28 protein-coding genes and 2 pseudogenes are annotated in these 24,706 nt (G+C 32.9%); 1 reads left to right on the top strand and 29 read right to left on the bottom strand.

Going from position 1 to position 24,706, the window contains the following annotated elements; translation table 11 throughout:
• Positions 1-10: 10 nt before the first annotated feature.
• From AC1EJ0_RS06470 to AC1EJ0_RS06600, 27 genes and pseudogenes are all read right to left on the bottom strand, one after another.
• The gene (locus tag AC1EJ0_RS06470; RefSeq protein ID WP_480023741.1) at positions 11-1,201 is read right to left on the bottom strand and encodes a phage major capsid protein; all 1,191 of its coding nucleotides are present in this window, start codon (positions 1,199-1,201) and stop codon (positions 11-13) included.
• Positions 1,202-1,205: 4 nt separating this feature from the next.
• The gene (locus AC1EJ0_RS06475; protein WP_480023740.1) at positions 1,206-1,889 is read right to left on the bottom strand and encodes a head maturation protease, ClpP-related; all 684 of its coding nucleotides are present in this window, start codon (positions 1,887-1,889) and stop codon (positions 1,206-1,208) included.
• A pseudogene (locus AC1EJ0_RS06480) lies at positions 1,879-3,118 on the bottom strand (phage portal protein). Before AC1EJ0_RS06480 ends, AC1EJ0_RS06475 begins: the two are co-directional and overlap by 11 nt.
• Before the next feature lie 79 nt (positions 3,119-3,197).
• A complete protein-coding gene (locus tag AC1EJ0_RS06485; protein WP_480023739.1) occupies positions 3,198-3,617 on the bottom strand; it encodes a nuclear transport factor 2 family protein in 420 nt (139 codons plus the stop codon).
• Positions 3,618-3,662: 45 nt separating this feature from the next.
• Positions 3,663-5,258: a terminase large subunit gene (locus tag AC1EJ0_RS06490; protein ID WP_480023738.1), complete on the bottom strand. Its 1,596-nt coding sequence runs from the start codon at positions 5,256-5,258 to the stop codon at positions 3,663-3,665.
• A 91-nt stretch (positions 5,259-5,349) separates the two neighbouring features.
• Positions 5,350-5,544, bottom strand: coding sequence for a hypothetical protein (locus AC1EJ0_RS06495; RefSeq protein ID WP_480023737.1), 195 nt, complete (start codon positions 5,542-5,544; stop codon positions 5,350-5,352).
• Positions 5,545-5,645: 101 nt separating this feature from the next.
• Positions 5,646-5,837: a DUF6900 domain-containing protein gene (locus tag AC1EJ0_RS06500; RefSeq protein WP_480023736.1), complete on the bottom strand. Its 192-nt coding sequence runs from the start codon at positions 5,835-5,837 to the stop codon at positions 5,646-5,648.
• Between the two features lie 84 nt (positions 5,838-5,921).
• Complete coding sequence (locus AC1EJ0_RS06505) at positions 5,922-6,296, bottom strand: DUF7698 family protein (RefSeq protein WP_480023735.1); 375 nt, start codon at positions 6,294-6,296, stop codon at positions 5,922-5,924.
• A 102-nt stretch (positions 6,297-6,398) separates the two neighbouring features.
• Complete coding sequence (locus AC1EJ0_RS06510; RefSeq protein WP_480023734.1) at positions 6,399-6,704, bottom strand: hypothetical protein; 306 nt, start codon at positions 6,702-6,704, stop codon at positions 6,399-6,401.
• Positions 6,705-6,790: 86 nt separating this feature from the next.
• Complete coding sequence (locus AC1EJ0_RS06515) at positions 6,791-7,009, bottom strand: DUF4314 domain-containing protein (protein ID WP_480023733.1); 219 nt, start codon at positions 7,007-7,009, stop codon at positions 6,791-6,793.
• A 35-nt stretch (positions 7,010-7,044) separates the two neighbouring features.
• Positions 7,045-8,280, bottom strand: a complete 1,236-nt coding sequence (locus tag AC1EJ0_RS06520; protein ID WP_480023732.1) for a site-specific DNA-methyltransferase — start codon at positions 8,278-8,280, stop codon at positions 7,045-7,047.
• A complete protein-coding gene (locus tag AC1EJ0_RS06525) occupies positions 8,277-9,059 on the bottom strand; it encodes an S-adenosylmethionine synthetase N-terminal domain-containing protein (RefSeq protein WP_480023731.1) in 783 nt (260 codons plus the stop codon). Before AC1EJ0_RS06525 ends, AC1EJ0_RS06520 begins: the two co-directional genes overlap by 4 nt.
• A gap of 3 nt (positions 9,060-9,062) precedes the next feature.
• Positions 9,063-9,635: a P27 family phage terminase small subunit gene (locus AC1EJ0_RS06530; RefSeq protein ID WP_480023761.1), complete on the bottom strand. Its 573-nt coding sequence runs from the start codon at positions 9,633-9,635 to the stop codon at positions 9,063-9,065.
• A gap of 131 nt (positions 9,636-9,766) precedes the next feature.
• Positions 9,767-10,123 carry an HNH endonuclease gene (locus tag AC1EJ0_RS06535; RefSeq protein ID WP_480023730.1) on the bottom strand — a complete coding sequence of 119 codons (357 nt, stop codon included), beginning with the start codon at positions 10,121-10,123 and terminating at the stop codon, positions 9,767-9,769.
• A gap of 101 nt (positions 10,124-10,224) precedes the next feature.
• A complete protein-coding gene (locus AC1EJ0_RS06540; protein ID WP_480023729.1) occupies positions 10,225-10,653 on the bottom strand; it encodes a DUF1492 domain-containing protein in 429 nt (142 codons plus the stop codon).
• A 12-nt stretch (positions 10,654-10,665) separates the two neighbouring features.
• Positions 10,666-12,014: pseudogene (locus AC1EJ0_RS06545) on the bottom strand (SNF2-related protein).
• A complete protein-coding gene (locus AC1EJ0_RS06550; protein ID WP_480023728.1) occupies positions 12,011-12,298 on the bottom strand; it encodes a PDDEXK family nuclease in 288 nt (95 codons plus the stop codon). Before AC1EJ0_RS06550 ends, AC1EJ0_RS06545 begins: the two are co-directional and overlap by 4 nt.
• 132 nt (positions 12,299-12,430) lie before the next feature.
• On the bottom strand, positions 12,431-14,659 hold the full coding sequence (locus tag AC1EJ0_RS06555) for a phage/plasmid primase, P4 family (protein ID WP_480023727.1): 2,229 nt from the start codon (positions 14,657-14,659) through the stop codon (positions 12,431-12,433).
• Positions 14,660-14,965 carry a hypothetical protein gene (locus tag AC1EJ0_RS06560; RefSeq protein WP_019214000.1) on the bottom strand — a complete coding sequence of 102 codons (306 nt, stop codon included), beginning with the start codon at positions 14,963-14,965 and terminating at the stop codon, positions 14,660-14,662.
• Entirely contained in the window at positions 14,966-15,307 is a 342-nt protein-coding gene (locus tag AC1EJ0_RS06565) for a DUF7768 domain-containing protein (protein ID WP_480023726.1), read from the bottom strand.
• A 12-nt stretch (positions 15,308-15,319) separates the two neighbouring features.
• Positions 15,320-17,251, bottom strand: coding sequence for a DNA polymerase (locus AC1EJ0_RS06570; protein ID WP_480023725.1), 1,932 nt, complete (start codon positions 17,249-17,251; stop codon positions 15,320-15,322).
• Positions 17,232-17,387: a hypothetical protein gene (locus AC1EJ0_RS06575; protein WP_480023724.1), complete on the bottom strand. Its 156-nt coding sequence runs from the start codon at positions 17,385-17,387 to the stop codon at positions 17,232-17,234. Before AC1EJ0_RS06575 ends, AC1EJ0_RS06570 begins: the two co-directional genes overlap by 20 nt.
• 11 nt (positions 17,388-17,398) lie before the next feature.
• Positions 17,399-17,947 (bottom strand): DUF2815 family protein, encoded by a 549-nt coding sequence (locus tag AC1EJ0_RS06580; protein WP_480023723.1) that lies wholly within the window; start codon positions 17,945-17,947, stop codon positions 17,399-17,401.
• Between the two features lies 1 nt (position 17,948).
• Positions 17,949-19,061 (bottom strand): DUF2800 domain-containing protein, encoded by a 1,113-nt coding sequence (locus AC1EJ0_RS06585; protein ID WP_480023722.1) that lies wholly within the window; start codon positions 19,059-19,061, stop codon positions 17,949-17,951.
• Positions 19,061-19,360 carry a hypothetical protein gene (locus AC1EJ0_RS06590; protein WP_480023721.1) on the bottom strand — a complete coding sequence of 100 codons (300 nt, stop codon included), beginning with the start codon at positions 19,358-19,360 and terminating at the stop codon, positions 19,061-19,063. The genes AC1EJ0_RS06585 and AC1EJ0_RS06590 overlap by 1 nt, the downstream gene beginning before the upstream one ends.
• On the bottom strand, positions 19,302-19,460 hold the full coding sequence (locus AC1EJ0_RS06595; RefSeq protein WP_480023720.1) for a hypothetical protein: 159 nt from the start codon (positions 19,458-19,460) through the stop codon (positions 19,302-19,304). Before AC1EJ0_RS06595 ends, AC1EJ0_RS06590 begins: the two co-directional genes overlap by 59 nt.
• Positions 19,461-19,551: 91 nt before the next feature.
• A complete protein-coding gene (locus tag AC1EJ0_RS06600; protein WP_480023719.1) occupies positions 19,552-20,046 on the bottom strand; it encodes an RNA polymerase sigma factor in 495 nt (164 codons plus the stop codon).
• 358 nt (positions 20,047-20,404) lie between these two features.
• Between AC1EJ0_RS06600 and AC1EJ0_RS06605 the strand changes: the two genes are divergently transcribed.
• Complete coding sequence (locus AC1EJ0_RS06605) at positions 20,405-21,601, top strand: hypothetical protein (protein ID WP_480023718.1); 1,197 nt, start codon at positions 20,405-20,407, stop codon at positions 21,599-21,601.
• 15 nt (positions 21,602-21,616) lie between these two features.
• On the opposite strand, the gene AC1EJ0_RS06610 is transcribed toward AC1EJ0_RS06605, so the two are convergent.
• Both AC1EJ0_RS06610 and AC1EJ0_RS06615 read right to left on the bottom strand, forming a co-directional pair.
• On the bottom strand, positions 21,617-22,921 hold the full coding sequence (locus AC1EJ0_RS06610) for an LlaJI family restriction endonuclease (RefSeq protein WP_480023717.1): 1,305 nt from the start codon (positions 22,919-22,921) through the stop codon (positions 21,617-21,619).
• Positions 22,922-22,925: 4 nt separating this feature from the next.
• Positions 22,926-24,695 (bottom strand): McrB family protein, encoded by a 1,770-nt coding sequence (locus AC1EJ0_RS06615; RefSeq protein ID WP_480023716.1) that lies wholly within the window; start codon positions 24,693-24,695, stop codon positions 22,926-22,928.
• Positions 24,696-24,706: the final 11 nt, after the last annotated feature.

The raw sequence follows: 24,706 nt of genomic DNA on the forward strand, positions 1-24,706 counted from the left end.
GCTCATTTTCCTATGCTGTAGTTCCTATTTTTAATAGCTTAACAGCCTCTCTTAGTACTAGCACTCCGTCAACTCTTTCTTTGCCTAAGAAGCCTACCATACCATTACCAGCGAATAATTCTTTTAAGTCTTGGAATGATCTGTATCCTCTATCACCAATCTTGTAATAAGAAATATCGCCAAACGCTACAGCAAACTTTCCTTTTTCTGCCTTTGGTGCATATGCAGATGTATATGCTGGATATCCTAATAGTCTATCTGGTTCTCCATCTTTTAGTGAAGGTTGCCAAATATATGCACCATTAACATCTTTTAGCTTTCTTATTTGAGCTACTGTTGCATCGTTTAGAATAAATACAGCCTTTTTTCTGTATGGTCTGTCTAATGAATAAACAAGGTCTACTAATTCATCTGATGTTATTGTTGCAGCCTTAGATGTTACTCCAATTTCTCCACCTTTTTTAGCATCAAAAATTCCTGTAGGCTTATTTACACCGTCTCCATTTAAGAAGGCATCTTCTTCAGCATTAGCTAATGCTTTTGTGAATTCTTCTGTGATATAGCTTTCCAAATCAAAAGCTGAATCGTATAAAAGCTCTTCTGTTACTTTAACTCCAACATGAAGCTTGTGAGCATCAAGTGAAACTTGGTCGAACTTGCCGTCACCAAATGTAAGTTGTCCACCTTCTTCAACCCATAAAGCTGCTGGTTTTGTAGCAGCAATATTTATTTTGTGAAGTCCTGAAGTTTTAACTTTTGAAGCTAGCTTTCTGATAATGTTTTCATCTTCAAGTCCACTTACTATTTCTTTCTCAAGTTCATCTGGAACTAAATATCCACCACTCTCGTCTGCTCCAACTTTTAGTTCGTTTGAAATATCTCTAAAGTTTGATCTTAGAGCGTTCATCATTGATTTTTTATAAACGTTTCTATATCTCATTGGTATTTCTTCATCATTACCTACTGTAGGTTCGTTTGTTAAAGCTTGAGTGGTAGGTTTTGCTAGGTCTTTGTCCATTTCTTCCTCCCTCTTTTTTCTGTTAATTTCACGAGAGTAGTTCTCGATTGTCTTCTCCATTTCTTCGTAAGTCTTAAAGTCCTCGTCAGACATTAAGCCGTTCTCATCTTTTTTGGAATCAGCAAAATTCTTTGCATTGTTCCATGCCTCTGTTCTTTTTTCAATTAGTTCATTTAAAGTCATATAATTACCTCCATTTATTTTTTATTTGACTTAGTCTTTCTTCCACTTCGTTTATTGAGTGGTTCTTTACTTCTTTCTTTATTTTTGTCATGAGTGAATTAGTTACTGCTCTTCTAGAAAAGACCATATTTGTTACTTTTTCATCTTTTCTCTTATCGCTTAGAGTACCATCACAAAATCCCATCTCTATGGCTTTGTTCTTATCAAACCAAGTCTCTCCATCCATAAGATCAGAAATCTCTTTTCTGGAAAGTCCTGTCTTGATTTCATAAGCGTTTATAATTGATTCTTTGACTTCATTAAGCATCTCTATAGCTTTCTGCATTTCTTTCGAATCGCCAATGGCTACAGTCAACGGGTTATGGATCATCATTAAAGATGTAGGGCTCATTAAAACTTCAGTTCCTGCCATAGCGATAACTGAAGCAGCTGATGCTGCAAGCCCATCAATCTTTACAGTTACATTACCTTTGTGTTCTAAAAGCATTGTGTAAATTCTTGATGCTGCTATACAGTCGCCACCAGGTGAGTTGATCCATACCGTTATGTCACCTTTTTTATTTTTTAATTCTTCAAAAAAGAGCCTTGGTGTGATTTCATCATCAAACCAAGACTCTTCTGCTATAACCCCATCTATATAGAGTTCATTTTCATTCTCTTTCCAGTTCCAAAATATTTTATTTTTCATCCTCTAAATCATTACCTCCATTCTTTTCATAAAAAACTCCCGCCTTATTAAGTGGTAGCATGTTTCCATTAACAAGATATAGGTCGCCACCTTCTTCAGCTGAAATTCTATCAAGATTTTCTAACTCTCGTATATCGTTTGCACTCATCCACCCATTCTGTCTTCCGACAGCATAACCATTCATTCTTGATTCATAGTCTCCTCTTAAAAGTCCATCAAGATTAAACTTAATGAAATAGTTTTCTTTTTCTTTTTTTGTTAATAGTGATCTCTCTAGAGATTGCTCCCATCTAATTATCCATGGATCGAGAGTATATTTAACAAACTCAAGTGACTGTTGTTCAATATTTGAAAAAGACGACCTTTCTAGGTCTCCTATCATATGAGGTGGAACTCTGAAAATTCTTGCTATTTCATTTAACTGAAACTTTCTAGTTTCTAAAAATTGAGCCTCACTTGGAGCAATAGCTATTGGTTGATACTTCATTCCTTCTTCGAGTACAGCTACTTTGTTTGCATTCTTTGGTCCTTGAAATGCAGCATTCCAAGATTCCCTAACTCTTTCAGGATCCTTAATGATACCAGGATGCTCTAAAACGCCACCTGGTTGGGCTCCATTTTGAAAGAAAGAGGCACCATATTCTTCACAAGCCATAGCCATGCCTATAGCATTTTTTGCCATTGTAATTGGCGAATATCCAATAAGTCCATCAAATCCAAGTCCTGGTATGTGAAGAACGTCTTCTTTTAATAAATAAACATCCTCATACTTATACTTGTATTTATAGAAGATTTCTCCGTCTTCACTTCTCATAACAGTCATCTTATTTGGCATCAAAGGATAAAGACCGACAATTTCGTTTTTTCCATTTCTTATTATTTGAGCGTATGCATTACCCCATAGTAAAAGATGTGTCATTAATGTTTCTCTAAATACAAATGAAGTCATTTCACTATTTGGTTCATCATGTAATAAGAAATATAAAGAGTGTTGTTTTGCTTTTTTTTTTAGAACTAGAATTCTCTTTTTTGTAAAGATGTAAAGGTAGTCCAGCTAAAGTTTCTGCAAGAACTCTAACACACGAATATACTGCTGTCATCTGCATAGCTGTAAATTCATTAACTTCCTTATTTACAATTGTTCTACCAAACAAAAAAGACGATGAAGATATTCTCTCCCCGTCTTTTGGCTTGTCCCTCGACTTAAATATTAAATTTAAAATGTTTATATTACCACCTCCTAAAAGTAGGTATGAAAAAAGCACCTACTAATGTAGATGCTAAAAAAATATCATGAATAAATATATGTTAAAACCACTTTGACTTTTCTTTTCTAAATTTAGGAATCTCTCCATAAGCATATGGATTATAATTATCTATATTACATCCAAATTCTTTTAATTCTATTATTTTATTATCAAAACCCCATTTAACCAAAGAAATTCCATTAAATTCATCAATTTTCCCATTATTCATCACTGATTTAAAATGCCATTCCACAATTGATTGGTCTTTAAAGTCTAAAAATTGTACAATATCCCATGTTTCAACTTTTGCACGACTGTTCCATTCTTTAAACCATAACTCGAGTGTACTGCGATTATTATACTTTGGTCCCCAACTTTCTGTATACACAATATCATTAGCAAAAATATCTTTAATTCCTAAATCTTGTTTTTTTATCCACATATCAAACCATAAACGAATAATATCTTCTCTATTCCTCATGAATATCACCTCAAAAATGTTTTTATTTATTTAATTATACCCATATTAAAAAACAATCAATCCTCTATCATCATAAACAGATTCACTTGTATCATTGCCACACCTTATAGCCCTATCAAGTGCCATAATTGTAGCAATAACTCCGTCTATCTTTTCTGTGGATTTTTCTTTATCTGCCTTAATATTCCCAGCTGGATCTGTTCGTATAAATATGTTGTCCATCATCCATCTTAAAACTGGGTGTCCTGCATGAGCTATTTTCCTTTCGAGTGTTAACTTCATCAATTCTTTTGTAGGTGGTGACATATCTTTGAAGCCCTGTCCAAATGGCACTACTGTAAAACCCATATTTTCAAGATTCTGAACCATCTGAACCGCTCCCCATCTATCGAACGCTATTTCTCTTATATTATACTTTTCTCCCAAATTTTCAATAAATTTTTCTATAAATCCATAGTGAACTACATTACCTTCTGTTGTTTGTATAAAACCTTGCCTTTTCCACAAGTCATAGTTTACATGGTCTCTTTTTACTCTTAAATCAAGATTGTCTTCTGGTAACCAAAAGTAAGGTAGTATCTGAAATTTATCATCTTCATCTAGTGGTGGAAACACTAAAGCAAAAGCTGTTATATCCGTTGTAGATGAAAGGTCTAGACCACCATAACAGACTCTACCTTTTAATTCATCTTCATTGACAGCAAAATTGCATAAATCCCATTTATCCATTGGCATCCATCTTATAGCTTGTTTTACCCATTGATTAAGTCTTAGCTGTCTAAATGAGTTCTCTTCTGATGGGTTCTGCTTAGCAGAGTTGAATGCTTGTCTTACTTTTTCTATTGGTACAGTTATGCCAAGTGAGGGATTAGCTTTATACCAAATTTTCTCGTCAGTCCAATCATCATCTCTATTAGCTCCATAAATAACTGGGTAGAATGTAGGATCAGTCTTTCTGCCCTCAAGAATATCTACTGCCTTTTGATGTGTTTCGTAGCAGATTGACTTTGTATCTGTTCCTGCAGTGGTTATTAAAAAATATAAGGGTTGTGTTCTTGCATCTCCAGATCCCTTAGTCATTACATCAAATAATTTTCTATTAGGCTGTGTATGTAGTTCATCAAAAACAACTCCGTGAATATTAAATCCATGTTTTGAATATGCTTCTGCCGACAATACTTGATAAAAAGAATTTGTAGGTTTATATATCATTCTCTTCTGTGATGCTAGTATTTTTACTCTCTTAGAAAGTGCAGGGGACATTCTTACCATATCTGCTGCGACATCAAAAACGATAGTTGCTTGTTGTCTATCTGCAGCACATCCATATACTTCTGCTCTCTCTTCTCCATCGCCACACGTAAGAAGTAAAGCTACAGCTGCTGCAAGTTCTGACTTTCCCATCTTCTTTGGAATTTCTATATATGCTGTATTGAATTGTCTGTAACCAGTTTCTTTTACAATACCAAATAAATCTCTAATAATTTCTTCTTGCCAATCTATAAGCTTAAAATCTTTGCCTGCCCATCTACCTTTTGTGTGCTTAAGACACTCTATAAAGGTAACAGCATAGTCAGCCTTCTTTTTATCATATCTTGAGTTTGCTAGCATGAATTTACTTGGTGTGTATTTCTTTTTCATTGGTCCTCCTTTCTGAAAATGGGCATAAAAAATACTAGCCTTTAGCTAGTTCACTACGACAAATAGAGCCTAACTCGTTTTGTCTTTTATTTTAAAATAAATCGTCTATTTTATTGTATTCATCTCTTAGTTGGGTTAGCTCTTGATATATGCATTGAGCTCTAAAATTGTTTCTTGTTTCTCTTAGTTTCTTTTCTAAATCTTCTATTTCTTTCTTTCTTCTTGTTAATACCTCAATTTCGTCTCCTTCTAATGCTGCCTTATAATCTTTTTCAAAACTTGTCATTTTGTTTTCCTCCTCTTCCTTATTTCTTGTGTACATATTAGCGTACATCTAAGAATAAGTCAAGTATAATTTTCAATATAAATGGCTATTTTTCAATCTTTTTATTTGTTTTGCTTGCCAAGTTCATACGCTTCTCTAAGCATTTCTTTTAAAGACCATACTGAAATGTCTAAGAAGTCTTCTGAGTCGTTATTTCTTTTTTCTAAATCTCCTCTGTTTTCTACTGCATATGAGTTTTTCTTAGCGATTTCTAAAAGTTGTAAATTTTCGTTTTTTAATTCTTTCTTTGCCATTTTGTTTTCTCCTTTTCCTTTTTTCTTGTGTACATATTACCGTACTAATCGATATAAGTCAAGCATTATTCTCAATATAAATGGCTATTTTTCAATCTTTCTTAAAACTAAAGCAGGTTTTATTTCTTTTTCATCTTCTTGTGTTTCAAAATTCCAGTCTATTCTTCCTGTTTCTTGTTCGATTAGGTCAACTATGGAATAACCCTTATTTTTGAAGGCTTGCAATTCATTCATAAGTGCTGTAGATTGGTCTGAAATTGTAAATTCTTTAATTTCAAATCTCTCAAGGTTTTCTATAATTTCTTTGTAGTCTTTTTCAAATCCCAATTCTTCAAAGTCTAGTTTTTCAAGTCCTGCTCTTTTAGCTTTTTCGTAGGCCCAATAAAATCTGTGGTTGATTTTGTTTTCTTTGAAATCTTCATTTGTTTCAAGGTTTTCTAAAATGTCAATTTTTTTCATTTTCTTTATCTCCTTTTCCTTTTTTGTTGTGTACATATTACCGTACTAATCGCTATAAGTCAAGCATTATTTGCAAAATAAATGGCTATTTTTCAATATTTTTTAAAGATTATCTATGAAATCATCAAACCACTTTGCTCCGATTTCTATTCTTATCATTGGAAGTCTTCCTAGCTTTTTATATTTTAAACTTACTATTCTTAGATCATTAGGTAAGTCACTTCCATATAGTTCATTTATCGTTCTTCCCATTGTAATGTAAATATTGTCGTCTTCCAAATAGTCCTTTAAGTACTCTTGAAATGCTAAATCTCCGTTTTTGCCTTCACAAAGTCCAACCATTGTTATTGCTGATGAATCAATCAACTCCTGAATGTCTTTTTTAGTTTCTACGTTTTTATATGCCATATTTTTTCCTCTCCTTTTCCTTTTTTGTTGTGTACATATTACCGTACTAATCAATATAAGTCAAGTTATATTTTCAATATAAATGGCTATTTTTCAATCTTTTTAACGCTATCAACTCTATATAAAACATTAAGTGTTGATCCATTGTCCCACTTAACTAAAATCGATCCAATGTCATCAACTCCATATACTGTTCCTAAAGTTCCAGCAGGAGGTGCTTGCTCATCTTCCATGCTTATTAGTTTTACTCTAGCACCTGCTGGATATGTTTTTCTTAAATCTTTTATAATTTCCTTTGAAATCATCTAATCACCTCACATACATATATTGCTCAAACACTCTATTTAGTCAAGTCTATTTGCTCGTATTTATATTTTTTACCATCTCTTAATAGGCTTACATCTTCGTCACTGCCAACAAGCTCAATGTATCTTTTTACAATGACATCTACGAACTTTTCATCAAGTTCTATCATTCTGCATACCCTATCTGTCTGCTCACAAGCTATAAGGGTACTTCCACTGCCACCAAATGGATCGAGTACTACTGAGTTAGCCATTGATGAGTTTTTAATTGGATATGATAAAAGTGGAATAGGCTTCATTGTAGGGTGATCGCCATTCTTTCTTGGTTTATCAAATTCCCAAATAGTAGACTCTTTTCTGCCAGTGTACCAGTTATGTTTGCCCTTTTTCTTCCAACCATAAAGTATTGGCTCGTGTTGCCATTGGTATGGACTTCTTCCTAAAACTAGTGACTGTTTCTTCCAAATGCAAGTGCCAGAAAGATAGAAACCAGCATCTTGAAATGCTTTTCTGAAGTTAAGCCCTTCTGTATCTGCATGAAACACATATATAGAGCCATCGTTAGCTAAATATTTCTCCATATTTAAAAAGGAGCTTAGTAAAAATTCATAGAATTTACTTTGCTCCATATTATCATTTTTAATTTTTCCAGCTGACCCTTCGTAATTAACATTATATGGTGGATCTGTAATTATCAGATTAGCTTTTGTATCTTCCATTAATCTTTCATAAGCTTTTTCATCAGTAGCATCACCACATATCAATTTATGCTTTCCTAAGGTCCATATATCTCCAGATTTTGAAAAGGTAGGTTTTTCTAGCTCTTTATCTACATCAAAGTCATCGTCTTTTGTCTCACTATCTAAGTCAAATATATTAGATAGCTCTTCACTTGAAAAGCCTGTAAGCTCAACATTAAAACCATAGTCTTCTAAAGCCTCAATTTCAACTCTTAAAAGTTCCTCATCCCAACCAGCATCGAGTGCCATTCTATTATCAGCTAGAATGTATGCTTTCTTCTGAGCTTCATTTAAGTGATCTGCAAAGACACAAGGAACTTCTTTTATTCCTTCCTCCTTAGCTGCCATAATTCTTCCATGACCTGCAATAACTCCGTAGTCTTTGTCAATTATAACTGGATTGATAAAACCAAACTCACGAATAGATGCTCTTAGTTTGCTTATTTGGTCTGGTGAGTGAGTTCTAGCATTGTTTATATATGGTACTAATTTGTCAATATCGACAAGCTTCATCTCTTTTGTCGTTATCATATTAACCCCCACTTAGCAAATTCTTCAAAACCACCAATAGAGTCAATATACTCTTTTGCAATTGCTACAATTTCTGAGTATGGCGTTCCATCTATTTCGTCATCGCCAATAGCACATGAGAGCTCAACCTCTCTATTTTCTTTTTGAGCCTTTAGATAAGCATAGATATTAACAGAAACGTCTGCTTTAGATAAATCTTTTCCATGTAATCCTCCGCCTGTTACTGCTCTACCCATATCTGAACCTATTTTTCTATTTGTAGCTCCTGTATCGACATCTGTTCCACCAGTCCAATCACCTAGTGGATTGATTATTGCATTTGGATAAATGTCTTGTAAGGTTTCTGATTCTACATTCGATTGACAAATAATGAGTTTATCTCCATCTAAAATGTACTTACCATCATGTGGGTGATTAGAGAAGATCTCTCTAGCTATTTCTCCTAGCCTTCTTTCTTCATTAGATGTTGGCACGCCTTTAAAAATTCCATTGTCGCCACATCTTATTTTACCCTCTTGATTTTTAGCAAGCTTTGTATCTTGTTTTACAATCTTTATATCACAATTTACATCTCCTGCTATTCTTTTAATAATTGCTTCTATTTCTTTTATTTCAAACTTGCAATCCGTCTCTATAATGACATGACAATTTCCATGACCTAATAAAACTTCAACAGCTACTTTTGCTTTGTCTTGTTTTTTATATGCTAGGTCAACAATAGCACCTGCAATGCAATCTGCAATTTTATCAGGATGCTTTGGATTTACTTTTTCAAACATTTTCTACCTCCTCTGTCTTAGTAGTTTTTCCATCATATCTTCTCCATAATCTTCATATACCTCCGTACAGTTTTCTTTTACAATGTCATAAATTTCATACCATAATAGGTTAGCTGACTTTTGAAACTGCGATGACATTTGAACGAATGGTGAGGTTATTACTCCACCTGTTGTTGGATGTTTACCTAATAGACCAAACTGACTTATTGCTTCTTCGCATTGAATATATCTTGCAAAAGCTTGTGAGTAGGATTCTAAAAGTCTTGGATTTACTAATTTCTCACAAGACCTATCTTTTAGCCACTGCCATGTCTCTTTATATATTTCATCAGCTCCAAGTGGTATGCCATTCTTTTGCTGTGCTGACAAATAGTCGCTTGGTTTAGGCATATCATAACCCTCCAGCTCAACTCCATCTGGTAAGTCTTCAGCATCAAGTTCGTCTGGACTAAATGTTGGTATATTATTTAATATAAGCTCTACTTCTTTTCCTTTTTGTATTTTTTCTATAGCAGGTGTTGGTTTTCCACCAGCACGAACTCTTCGTCCACCTCTATATGTTCCATCTTTTGCGATAATATCACCTCCTAATATATAATGTTCTTTAATACCCCCTTTGAACTTGCATTTTTGTGCGTAAGAGGGCGGCACCGTTGGTGTGAGACTTTGCAATAGAGAAGTTAACTCCCCCTCCCCTCAAAGATTTTTTACCTACTAAATCTGTCTCCAAGCTCTGCGTGAATCTTTGAGTGGCAGGATTTACACAAGCTCATAAGGTTCTTCTCATCATTTGTTCCGCCTAGAGATAAAGGTTTTATGTGATGAACATGTTCTGCTTTTGTCATTCTATTTTCTTCCAAACACTTCTCACAAAGTGGATGCTCAGAGATATATCTTTTGCGAATGACTCTCCATGCTTTTCCATAACGCTTGTATGTTTCTGTGTTTCTTTTATACTTTTCATAGTTCTTGTTGTATTCCTTTTCATGTTTCTTACAAAATCTTCCCTCGACTAACTCTGGACAGTTTGGATAAGAACATGGTCTTTTAGGTTTTCTTGGCATCTTACTCTCCTCTTAAAACAAAAACCTTGAAGAAATATTCTCCAAGGCTCGTTTTATTATTCTTTTTCTATTATAATGATACTACAGATACATAGTGACATTCAATGACATTTAGTGACATGATTAACTATCTTTGAAGTTTCTCTTAGTCCTTGATTATGCAATCTGTGAATATGCCTAATGTCATAGTTTAGCTCAACAGCAATCTTCTCCCAAGTTTCAAAACAAAGATATCTTTTTTCTAAAATAACTTGAAGCTCTTTATCCTCAATCTTATTGATCACACCTACAATTTCACTTTTTAAATCTACTAATTTATCTATATCTTTATTGATCTCTTCTTGCAAGTCAATAATTTTTACTATGGTGTCTTCAAGTCGTGACGTTTCTCCATTTGGATTCTTGGGCATATCAGACAGAGTTGAATTAGCTTTTGTTGCTAAAGCATTCAAGCTCTCTACCTGTTCTAGCTTTGAGTTGATTCGTTTGTCAAGATAAAATGCCTGTTGTAAGTATTCCTTTGTATTCATACATATCACTCCTCATATCAAATTAACTTTAACTGCTTCAATTAGTGCAGCTTGTGTTTTATTCTTATTTTCTAATGCTTTCATCACATCTTCATCAATTGTATTTTTACAAAGTATATGATGAATCACAACTGTTTCTTTTTGTCCTTGTCTGTACAGCCTTGCATTTGTTTGCTCGTATAGCTCTAAGGACCAAGTTAATGAAAACCAAATAAGCGTTGATCCTCCTGCTTGCAGGTTTAATCCGTGTCCAGCAGATGCTGGATGGATAATTGCAATTGGTATTTTTCCTTGATTCCACTCCTTAAAATCAGCACTTGTTTTTAACTCTCTCACATCAAATCTATCTTTAATTCTTTTTAAATCCGACTTATACCAGTAAGCTATTAAGACTGGCTTGCCATTTGCTCCTTCGATTAAATCTTCTAAAGCATCAAGCTTTCTATCGTGAATATGAATAGTATTTTTATCCTCATCGTAGACAGAACCAGATGCCATTTGAAGTAATTTGTTAGATAAAGCTGCAGCATTAACTGCATCTATTTCTTTATCCTTTATGCTTATTACTAGATCCTTTTTAAAGCTGTCGTATGTTTCTCTCTCTTTATCCGAGAGATTTACAAATACCTCGTTGTTTATTTTTTCTGGCATTGTTAGATAATCTTCAGCTTTCATCGATACTGTTATGTCAGATATCTTTTTATATATTGCATCCTCAGCAAACGGTAGTGGCTTATATGAATAGATGATTGCTCCATTTCTTTTATCTGGCTTAAAGTATATTTCTCTATATTGTCCGATAAATCTTCCAAGTCTTTCTCCCATATCTAAAAGTCTAAACTCTGCCCATAAATCCATTAAACCATTTGATGACGGTGTTCCTGTTAATCCAACAATTCTTTTAATCTTTGCTCTAACTTTCATCAGTGCTCTAAACCTCTTAGACCTATGAGATTTAAAAGAAGAAAGCTCATCTATTATTATCATATCAAAATTAAAATCGCTACCATTTTTATTAACGAGCCAGTCAACATTTTCTCTGTTAATAATATATATGTCAGCTTTTTTATTCAGTGCATTTAGCCTTTCTTTTTCACTTCCAATAACAACAGAGTATTTAAGCATCTTTAGATGAGGCCATTTCTCTATTTCTTCTTTCCATGTATCTCTTGCTACTCTTAGTGGTGCAATAATAAGGACTTTAGAGATTTCAAAAGAATCAAATAGTAAATCATTAATGGCTGTTAAGCTTATAACTGTTTTACCTAACCTAAGCCCATATCCAAGAATAATGCTGTTATTTCATTATTTTTTATTTGCTCAATAGCATAGCTTTGATAATTATGTGGATTGAACTTCAATAAAGATCACCTCCTATAGCTTTTATTACTTCATCTATCTTTTCTTTTTCATCCAGTGTGAAAACCTTAAATCCTAATTCTTCTAAGTCTTTTATTCTTTTTACTTGAATAGGTCTTGCTTTGCCACCTGGTCTTTTAAGTTCTACAAAACCAAGCTTACCTTTAGGTAGAAGAACTATCCTGTCGGGTATTCCCATCATTGATGGAGATGTAAATTTTATGCAAAGACCTCCTAACGCTTTAACTTTTTTAACTAATGCTTTTTCTATATCTTTCTCTAACATATAAACCTCTATTTTTAGCCATTGTGCAGGTCGTGAAACTCTCTTCTATAACCTCTATATATATACTAAATTTTTTTACTTACTATATAAAACATATAGATATGACCTTCACGACCTGCACAATGTGTATTTTTACACAAATTCAGATTTTAACTTAAGTCCACTTATGACAATTCCTTGACTTGTTTTCCTCCTAACAAATCCATTGGATGAAAGAGCAGCATAAAAATCTCCAGTACTTCTTACATAATCTCCAGTCCTTAAGCAATAAGATCTATATTCTTGATATAAATCTCCAGACTTTTCTTCATATGATGAATCAAGCTCACAGCACTCATTTAAAAAATGCTTGAACCAATTGTTAGACTCCTTATATTCATCAATTGCATCTGAGACTTTTTTAGGAAGAGTAAACTTGAAGTCTTCATCAATAGCTTTTTTAGCACCCTCGATTAACCAGCTAAGAACTGCTCCTCCAGCTTTGTCAACCAAATAGTCTGTATAGTTTTTAATATCACTACTACCCTTTATTTTTGCTTCAAAAGGAATTACTATAAGTCTTCTCCATGTTCCCTCATCTAAAGCACTCACCTTTGGTAGGTGGTTGGTATATAGGACAAGGGTGTGAGAAGGGACAAACTTAAATGGATCTCTATACTTTTTCTCTGCTACAATTTCATCTGTCGAACATAGCTGCTTTACATTGGAAGTATTGAGTCTAAGTCCTTCTTGTAGCTCTGCTGCTATAAGGAGTCTTTTACCTCTTGTTTCTGCAAGCTCTGGCTTTGCATTTCTTTTTGAATTGACTGTCAATATATCAGCAGATATTGAACCACTATATAGGTTTAATACTCTTGATATAGTATTCCAAAAAGTAGACTTACCATTTCTACCATCTCCGTAGGCTATAATTAGTGCTTCGATATATACTTTTCCAATAAGAGAGATACCAGCTACTTTCTGAACATAGTCAATAAGCTCTTTATCTTTTAGAAAAAAAGTATCAAGTGCATCTAGCCATAAATCCATATTATCTACACTTGGATCAGTCAGCGTTTCTTTTGTGATATAATCCTCTGCAATATGCTCTCTATACTCTCCTGTTTTTAAATCAACAGTAAAGGATGGTGTATTCAGCAAAAACTCATCTTTATCTAGTTCACTTTGACTTATTTCAAGCATAGGCTTTGACTCTTTTAATGTCGCATGTATAGCTCTTGTGTCTCCTCTCTTAACAGCATAATTCTTATATGACTCAAGTGCGATCAATTTATAATATAAAAACTTTTGCTTATCATCAAATACACTCAGAGCTTTTTTCTCCGACATGCTCGAGAGTATTTCCTTGACATTTGACTTTTTAAGATCGTCTTGTATTTTTATAAGCTCATTATTTATTTCCTCAGTTTGTCTCAAAACTAATTCTTGAGAGTATCCTTGAGCTTTAAGTTCAGATTCTTCCCAGTAAGAGTCGTTATATACTAAGAAGCCTGTTGATGTAGCAAATCTGAGTCTATCCTTATATTCGTTAACAAATACCTCAGCTTGACCTATATCAGAAAACTCACTAGGCTTTAAGCTTATGCCATCTGTGTATTCATCTGGAGGGATATACTCTTTGCTACTAGAGACCTTTTTATAGAATTTACAAGCTGACTTCCATATCTGTTCCAATTCATCTTCAGGAAGAGGTGGTGAGCAAAGAGCTGCCTTTTTATCAAACAGCTCCCTAGCCTCAACTGTCTCTCCATAGCGAATAAGAACTCTACCAGCAAAATGATTCATAGTTGAGTTTCTTGATCCTTCTTCTATAATGTCTGATAAGTTGTCAAGCTCAGCAAAGTCATCTTTTATTACTTCTGTAATAAATTTAGTGCCTCTTACAATTTCCACAACAGGATTAGTAACTCCAAAGAAGAATCTTGCTCCATCAAGTGCATTGCTGTCAAAAAATGAATACTTATCTGCTATTGCTTCTTTTATTGAAACGTATTCATCCAGCGAACTTACAATTGGTATAGGAAAGTAAATATGCATTCTTGGTCTTGCTGCCTTTCCATGCTTTTGCTTATTATGATGTCTGCTATAAACAACAGCAAAATTAACGCCATCGAATATTCTCTTTACTTCATTTATGTCTATCCACTCATTTGGTTCCTCAGATTCGTCATTGTCTATATCCATAGCAATGCAGTTTGACTCTATAAAATTATCGTTAGAGCGATAGTTATTTTTATATTTTGCCATTACATGGTCAAAAGATGCTACCTTTTCAAATGACCTTATATCTATTACATCGTTTTCATTTGGATAAATACAATTTGATTGATTAGCTATACAGTTCGAAGTGTATATTTTCATCTACTCACCAGCTTGAAGTTCTAAAACTTTCACCGCAAATTTTAGAGCTTTAATAAATGTCATCAGCTCAGAGTCTCCTTCAAAAATCAACTCTACTTCTTGAGTTATAATATCGCCTACATATGCAGGTCTTATTCTCATCTCCAAATCAGTTCCACCTAAGTCTTTTAATTTAAAATAGGTTCTTGATCCGTGTCCACTATCTCCACCTTTAAATCCATTAGTACCTACTTCAACTGAAATTGCATTTGCTGCAAGAAACTCTTTAGTTAATGTTTCTACTGTTTTTTCATTTATAATTCTCATTTAAATTACCTCCTTGATAAATTTAATCTTCATCTTTCTTTTCTTTGCTATTCTAATTTCTTCTAACATTCCAAAACTTAAATCTTCTCCAAAGACCCATATCTCATCGCACTTACCTAATAAGACGTAGTTAAAGTGCATGGCAAGCCCTCTTTCATTTTCTTCACTCATAAACTGAGGATACATAAGATGTGGTGTTAATGGAATGCAGCCGTTGTCTATAGCAAAGCGTGAATAAATCCTTGCATTCTTTACATTCTTATGTGTATCACCAGCATAAGGGCTACATATATACACCAAGGGTAGATATGGCTTTTTTTCTCGTACATATTTTTTATTCATATAAAACATCCATCAATCTTTCTTGTAAAAGTTTGCTTCAAATCCATCTGCATCTAAAACAAGACCATCTGCCCATTTTGGAACTATGGACATAATTTTATTTACTTCATCTAAACTCGACGAATCTGTTTCGATAACAACCTCATCGTGTATATGCATAACGATATGAAGTCCTTTATTTTCTAATCTTTTCATAGCTTCAGCTAATATATCTCTTGCTATTGCTTGCACTATATTTTCTACAAATTTTCCTCCATAGGATTCTATCTTTTCCCACTTATTTCCAGTACTTAAACCTTCATATATAACTGACTCTCCACCAAAACGATTAACTCCAATCTTAGCCTTTGGATAAGCTAGTCTTCTCTTTGATGGTAGTTCTATAAACAGAATTCCTTTCTCATAGCTTATGCTTAAGTTTTTGTAAGTCTCTTTAACTTTGGTCTTTACAACTCTTTTTACAACAGCATCTATATCCCACCATAGACTGACAATATTTGGATTTGCTTCTCTCCATGATGCTACAATGGACTGTAATTCATCTTCACTTAGTCCCATTTCAATACCACCCATAGCTTTTAATGCTCCAAGAGCTCCTTGGTAGCCACAAGCAAGCGTAGCTATTTTTCCTTTTTGTCTTAATTCACCATTAACTCCGTGCTTTTCAACTGGCACTCCAAACATTCTGCTTGCAGTTCTGCAATAAATATCCTCTCCGTTTATAAAGGCATCTAAGACCCACTTCTCTCCTGCAAGCCATGCTAGCACACGAGCCTCAATGGCTGAAAAGTCAGAAACTATAAATCGAGTGCCTTTTCTAGCTATAAAGGCAGTTCTTATCAGCTGTGAAAGAACATCTGATGACGATTCAAAAAGCATAGAAAGAGTTTTATAGTCTTTATTTATAACTAGCTCCCGTGCAAGCTCTAAGTCTTTTATGTTGTTCCTTCTTAGATTTTGCACTTGAATAAGCCTACCTGAGTACCTTCCTGTTCTATTTGCTCCATAGAATTGAATTAAACCTCTTGCTCTATCGTCTTTGCCCTTTACATTTTCCATGGCATCATATTTTCTTACAGATGATTTAGAAAGTTCCTGTCTAAGCTCTAAAACTTCTTTTATTTTTCCACTAGCACCTTCTAAGGCTAAGTCAACATCTTTTTTAGAAAGCGACTCTATCTCTAATCCATTTTTATTAAGCCACTCTTTTAATTGAAGTGGCGAGTTTGGATTTTCAAGACCTGTAATATCAATAGCTCTTTGCATATTTTCTTTTCTTAAAGTTTCATCTAAGCTTATAGCTGATTTAACTAAGTCTTCATCAATTAATATGCCTCTATCGTTAATATCTTGATCCACCCAGTAATTCTCCCACTCTGATATTGGCACTGGAAATGGCGATAGCTTTTTTTGTATCGCTCTTTCTGTTTCAACATCTCGTATGTTATACTTCTTAAAAGTCGTCCACTTTTCTATGTCATCTTTTGCTAAGTTTCTAGTTCTCATGCCATTAGCAATTGTAACTTTGCATGGATAAGAAAAATACTTTATTAAAGCCTTGCCTTCACTCATCTTTTGCTTATCTAATTTAAGAACCTCTCCTACTTTTTCTAGCGATAGAGGAAGTCCAAGATATGCAGACCAAATTCTAGTGCAGTACCAGCCTTTTGGTTTTAGCCTCTTTCCTATAAAGCTAGATAAACAAACTCTCTCAAAGTTAGCATTAAATGCCCACTTTTCTATGGACTCATCTTCCAAGGCAGATAGTATGTTGCTTGGCAATTCTTCTTTCTGTGCTAAATCAACTATCTTAACATCACCATCATCTATAGCATATGCAAAGAGGAGGATTTCAAAATCCCCACTCTCAGCATATTTATATACTCCACACTTAGCTAAGTCTACCGATGAATAAGTCTCAATATCAATTGATAGCTTTTTCATTGTTATTCTTTTCAATTGTTTTCTTCATTTCTTTTAAGCTTCTATTTAAGTGCTTTATATCAGATTGAGCATAGCCAATTGTGTAGAAAACAAGTGCAAAAGTTCCTACTTCTAGAATTGTTAATAGTACATCCATGTTTCAACCTCTTATGCTAAAAAGTCATCATCTTCATCAATTGCATCAAAATCATCTGAAGCGTTTGACCTATTGCCTAGTGGCTGTCCGTCTCTCATTTTTTGAATGTTTCCAAGTCCAACTGCTACACCTTTATTGCCATTTACATTGTATGCATAGAAGTTGATTGATACTCTAGCATAAACACCTGAATATACTTCACTTCTATCAAGTATTGGTTCTACATTTTTATTAACAATCTGAGGTGCTGTTAGTGAATTAGCATTCAAGAAATATGCATCAGCATATGCTGGATCGTCTTTCTCTACATCTCCGTCTCTAAGTGGAAGCTTAATAGCACTCTTATTAGGTTTTTTGCCATTAAACTTTGATAGTCCTTCTTCTATAGCAGCATCAACTGCTTTTTCAATTTTTTCAATAGTCTTTTGGTCTTTCTTAGGTATTATGATTGACACAGAGTATTTTTCCTTGCCACCATTTATGCTCTTGGGTTCCCACACATTTGCATAACTTAATCTAACCTCACCTGTTACTACTTTTGTTTTATTTTCGTTTGACATATTACATACCTCCAAATTCTTCTTTAACATTGTCAATTTTTACTTCTTCTCTTTTATCCTCACTACTTACTAGTGTGAGTTTGCCTACTGGCTTTTCTAATAAGCCGCCAATATTTTCTTCAAATACTTTCTTGCCTAATAACTTGCTCATAGCCGTTATTCCTAGCAATTTTTCTTCAAATGGGTTGAACCCCAACTCTTTTACTTTACTTATTACTTCATCTTCATCCCTGTGCCTCCTTATTGACCTTCCTTCTACCAGCTTAAAATTATCCCACCTGTAGCCTTTGAGTGCTTTCTCTAAGGCATATGCTTTAATGTCTTGAACCCATTGCTCAAATTCATCAAGCTTGGGTAGTATTTCTTGAATTTCTTCATCTGTTAATTCTGGTGGAATTTTAAACTCTTCTCTAGCTACTTTTAAGCTTTCCTCAGCTCTCTTTCTACAAACGCTTTTTGATGGACAGAACACACACCATGGTCCACAGGAATATTCTCCACCTCCACTATATGCAAGTTCAGCAATAGCCTTAATTGACTCTCCCCATTCATATAGCTTTTTACTTTCGATCTCAAAGACAGAAATGTTTTCTCTCCTTGGTTGATATATATGAAGGACTACTTTTTCTATGTCGTAGATATTATCAAACAACACCAATGCACCGAGTCCATAAAGCATAAGCTGTGAGTTTTTCTTAGCATCAACTAAAATTCCTTGACCGTATTTCAGGTCTATTATGTGGAGGTCTTTATCTCCTACAATGACACAGTCTGCTGTTCCAAATGACTCCCTTACATACTTTGATAAGTCGAGTCTTTCTTCTATATAGACCTGTGGATCTTTGTAACGCTCAACGACTTCCATAACGTACGAGGCGTAGTTATCTGTAGCTTCCTCCATTTGCTCATCATAAAACTCTAGCTCTTTCCTTGGATCTGTAGTATCTAGATTCAATAATTTTTTTAGCTTAAATTCTCCAAGTGAGTGAGCACACGTTCCCTCAAGTGCATAGCTGCTTACTTCATCTAAATATTTCTCTGATAGCTTTACACTCGGTGGACAATGAATCCACCTATTTGATGATGAAGCCGATAATATAGCGTGAGTAGCCATTATAGTTTCTCCACATCAGCAAGTAAGTCTTTATACTTACTTGGATCAATCTCTGATAGCTTTGTAGCTCCGTGCTTTTCTAAGAGTTCTCTTATCTTAGTCGTATGACCTAACCTTGATTTGTCAGCTAGTATTTTTCTAACATCTTCAATCTCATAGGTCTTTTCATTTTGCTTTACTTTTTCTTCCTCTTTAGGTACTTCCTCATCACTTTCTAAAGCTGTAAGAAGAACACCTATACTAGATGCAAGATTCTCTGCATCTTCCTTTACTTCCATTAGTAGCTTTATTCTTAACATACTTCTTTACCTCCATTTCATTTAATAACTCTTTTGCCAGCTTTCTTGCTACGATAGATATGGCAAATAAGCTTGTTGCCATTTCTTCTTTCTTTTCCATGAAGATTCCCTCCTTATCTAGATGATAGAGGTAAGAACCAGATAATTAATTCTGTTCTTAACCCCTTCACTAGTCCTAAGACAAAATTGACCTATTTGATTAGTTTTTCTCTTAATATTTTTTTATTTTTTTTAATTCTTCCATTTATTGCACCCTGTGATATTCCTAAAATATCTGCTAATTGTCTTTGAGTTAAATCTGTATGAAAAACTAATTTCATTAGCTTTCTATCAAAGTCTGGAAGCTTTTCAATTTCCTCGGCTAATGCCTCTAACATTAGATGTTTTTCAGCTTGTTCTTCTACATTAATCTCAGATATAACTTCAAAATTGGTATTTTCTTTGCTTTGATCTAGGGAAATAAGGGTATCCCCATTTTCAGACATCTCCTTAAACATCCTTTGTCTTTTTTTCTGATACATCCAGTCTTCACGATTTACTTCTTCATAAATTTCTTTACTAACTTCTTCTTTGTAAACGTAATATGTTCCATCTTTTCTTCTGACTTTTATTAAGTCATTTACATCTAAACCAAAATCCTTAACCGCATCTTTTGTCATAAGTGTTTCCAACATTCGCTTTTCCATATAAAAAGCCCCTTTCTGTCATCTCGTTTGAGATACAAAAAGGAGCATTCAAATAGCTATTGTTTGATTTTGCACACGACAAATAACGGTAGCTGCATTGAAAGAAAAATTAGTCTTTATACACTAACTTTTATTCTTTTTGCATCTCCGTATTCGTGGCCACTCATACATTTGAGATTCTGTATTTTCTTGTACTACTAAGTACATGTATATTATCCTATATTCTTGATATATATAGTAATATACAAAATTAATCATTATTATTTTTTTTTATAACTTGAAATATATATATTTCTTATGTTATACTATTTATAGTGAGTAATTTTTTATTTATTTTTAATTATGTAGGTGATGTGAAATGTCTAGAGAATTTTTAAGCTATTTTACGTTTGACAATAAAAAATGCATTTGTGAAATTGAAAAAATAGCAGATAACAATAAAAACTGCCTTATAGATAAATTAGCTATTAAAAAAATTGAAAACGAGCAAATACCGATGGCTTACTTTTATGGTGAGGGTTTAAAACTTGCAAACAAAGAAAACACATCTAAAAATAATATATTAGGTGAATTTCTGGGCATAAAAAAAGACGATTTAAAAACTTATAAATCATTCTTTGAAAAATATGGCTTTTTATTCAATATTGAAAATTGCCATTTTAATACTATAACTGTAAGTGAAATTAATGGATTGAAAGACAATTTATTAGCATTTGTGTATCTGTTAAATAATCAATTTGATAATTATCTTTACTACAAGCAAGATAATATTAAGAAACTACTTGATGCTATCTTATATCTGCTTTTCAGAAATGACTATGAGCTAACAATGGACGAAAAAACTGTTTTTAATTTAGAAAAAAATAAGATTATGAAAATTATAGATAATGCTAGATTCCATAATGAAAGCAGCTACAATAAAAAACAAAAAATAGTTGATGGACAAATAATAGAATATTTTGAAATCAAAGATTGTTTATCAGATAATTGCTACAATGATATAAACGTTGAAGACTTTAATAACTATATAGATGGCGATTACCCACAATGGTTTATTAATTTATGTAGAGTATATAAAAACAAAAACCAGTTGATAGAAAACTCTAAATATCATATAATAATAGATTTTTTGTTCCATCTTACAACAGAACACAGTATGTTTTTGCCTAATAATATTTCTCTAGATGGAACTTTTAAAGAGGAGCTATATAATGAAATTAATAAAGATAGCAAATTATTAAAAGCATTGATAAAAATATCTAAACTTATTTTAGAATATGAGTTTAGAAACAATCTATCGAAAGTAACACCCACTTTCAATGTTGAAGAAATGAAACCCGACTGGAAACTTCCATCATTGTATTCTGCACTTTATTTTTCTTTATTTTATATGAATAGTAAAGAGGAAAATCTAAGAAAATGTGCCAATCCTAATTGTGGTCAGTATTTTCAAGTTTCCAAAACTAACTCTATAAAAAAGTATTGCTCAATATTGTGTACCAATTCTGTTTCACAAAGAAAGTATCAAAAAAAGCAGGCACTAAAAAAGAAGTAAGTTTTGCCATAGCATCTACTTACTTCTTTTCTTATTTTCCTCAATACTCTTTTTTATAGCAGTTGATAATTTTAAAATTTCATTTTCACTAGGTCTAATGCTGTTTTTTATTAGCCACTTCACATCAACCAAAATACCCTGTACTCTATGATAATTTTGTTTTCCATCTTTCCATTCAGAAACAGCCTCACCTATAGAATAATAATTATCCGTCTCTTTCACAAAATTATATACTTCTTCTTTTGAATCATAAGGCATTAAAAATGCATTGTATACTTCCATACCTGCAATTCTCTCATCAGCAAACTTCGCATCATAAGTCACATATTCTCCATAAGAAATTTGCTTATTAATAGAACTAGAGTTAGGTAAATCGGAAGGAAATCTTGTAACACCATATTTATAATATTTAGCGTCTAATATAAATACATCTCCATCCTCTTTCATAATTGTATCTGGCTCAAGTGCAGCATTTTCTCTTTCTTTTCCAAAGTTTAATATCCATTTAGTCCTAGGAAAATAATATTCTTTTTCTACGTTACCATAAGTTGCCTGGATTAATCTTTCCCAAATATACTCAAAATTATTAGTACCAAAATAAAATTGTTCAGGATCGTCAGTAGTGTTTTCAAAATTTAAAATGTCAAGCATTGCTTGAAATAAGCGTTTATCCTTGTCTACATTTGTTCTCAGCTTCTTATCATTAAGAAATTCCCTATAAAGTTGCACATTTTCTATAGGTCTTGGTTTTTGTGGTAAAGGTAACTTATATATCCACCCCAATCTAACATAGCTTTGATATACACAGAATTTATTAATTTCTGTTATCAAATCTTTATCTGTTTCATTATGCTGTTTGACTCTATAGTTTGGATATACAATACCATTTTTTGTTGGAATTGCACTTTTTGTTTCTAGAAGTACCGTTCTAGGCCAATGTATCTGACCAGAAATGCCCCTTGCAAACTGTTCTTCTGTAATCTGATAATATCCATTATTTAAATATTCCATAATCACTGTCATATAAGCTTGAACTGGGAATCGTACAGTTTTTAATACTTGTTCAGGAGAGATTTTAGAAATTCTAGATCTTTCATCATTATATTCTTGTAAGACTGATACGAGCTCTAAAATTTCGTCTCTAACCGCATCTTCTTTATCTGATATTTCATATCCTAATGGAAAATGAATAGAAAGATTATGTTCTCCATCTATATTCTCAGATTTAATTCCAACAAATGTATCACCTTCTCTATTAGTTGCATTCCTGCAATATTTAGTCAATGGAATATCTGGATTTACATTTTGAAATGGATCCATTGCATCACTCCTCTGATGTTTTTTCATTATTTTGTTCGTCAATGTCCATTTCTTTTATGTTTGCATTATTCATCAATAATGCCTTAACTTCTGCAGTAAAAACATTAAAACGATTAAACCCAATAAAATTATTAAAATCATCTATTACTTTTTCTAGGCTTCGATAGTTTGAATCAAATAATTTATTTCTAGCAAATTTGAAAGCATCATCCCACAAGTATTTTATAACTTTCTCTGAAAATACAGACTCATTTTTAGATTCTAGAATATCTTTTGTTATAAAATATGCCCCAAGTCTTTTATCCTCAGAAGACATAGTAGATGCATTGTTAGCTAATATAAACTCATTTATAGTAGTATTAAAATCCTCCCAAGTTACTCCAGTATCTAAGATTTCAATATCAGCATGTTCAGCTTTAGATACATCATTTTTAATTAACCTCATTATCCATCTTCTTTGAAAAGCAGTATCTAACGTAAAAACATTTTGGTCTGCTGTATTCATTGTCGCTAAGATTGACAAATTTGATGGAATCGATATAGGTTCATCCTCATCACCATATACAGTATTAGCAACATTATAATTTTTTATTGAATAAGTACTTTCGCCTATTGAATTCCTATCTAATAATTGAAAAACATCTCCAAATATAGCAGGAGCATTACCACGATTGATTTCCTCTATTATTAGATAATAGGTATTAATTGGATCTTCATAGGCTTTTTTCATAATTCTTGTAAATGGGCCAGGAGTAAACTCGTAGGTAATAGTTTTATCCTCTTTTATAGTTGGTAATATTTGACCAATAAAATCAGTATTCATATAGTCCGGATGGAATACTATCCTCTCAATTTTTGATTCATCATTGCAATATTCTTTACTAATAGTGTAGCTCTTACCAGAGCCTGGGACACCATATAGAAGGGTGTTTTTCCCACCTTTTATTCTATTTTTTTCTTTTAAATTAGGTATAAAATTTGTCTTTCTTAATTCCTTTAATTTTATGCAATAATCTCTGAAAACATCTAACGTTTTATTACCTCTTGGAATTTTCTCTTCGAATTCTGTTAAATCAAATTCATATCCCTCTATATATGATAAAAAGGCTGCCAAGTATGCTTTCATAACATAAAAATATGGTTCATTAGTTATTTTTATTCCATCTTTTAAACTAGTAGTTTTGAATTTTATCGTTCTATTTAATTCATCAATTTCAAAAAAAGTGTTCCCATTTCTTGTAGCAACTTTATTTATATGGTTATCAAAATCTTGTAAGGAATATATGAAACCATTTAGATTTATTTCATTTAATTTAGTAATGTATTTCTTTTCTTTCTTAGTAAAAAAATTAAAACCTAATTTTTTTACTATTGCTATATTCAATGCAGCAGATGTTGTGATTTCACTATCGTCTAAATCTAAAATATATACAGGAAGCATAGATAAATAGGCATTCTTATTATTGTTGTTAATATCAATTTCATCCGTTAATCCAGGAAAAACTTGCTGTGCTATATATCCTGTCCTTGTTCCAACATTTGGTGGTATAACAATAAAGTATGCTATTTTAGAGTTTCTATTATCCACGGCTATCCCCATATATGTTGTTTTGTTGGCTTGACCATCTATATCTTCTTCAAACTTTAGTTCATCTATCTTAAATTCAGTATTTGATTCTATCAACTCTTTTATAAGATTTTCATAAAATTTTCTATTTGAATTGAACTCTCTATCTAGCCTTTTTTGTAAGTCAGTATAAAAGTAAAGTTTCATTTTTTCACCCC

It is taken from the genome of Fenollaria sp. C0166D3 (assembly GCF_056590255.1).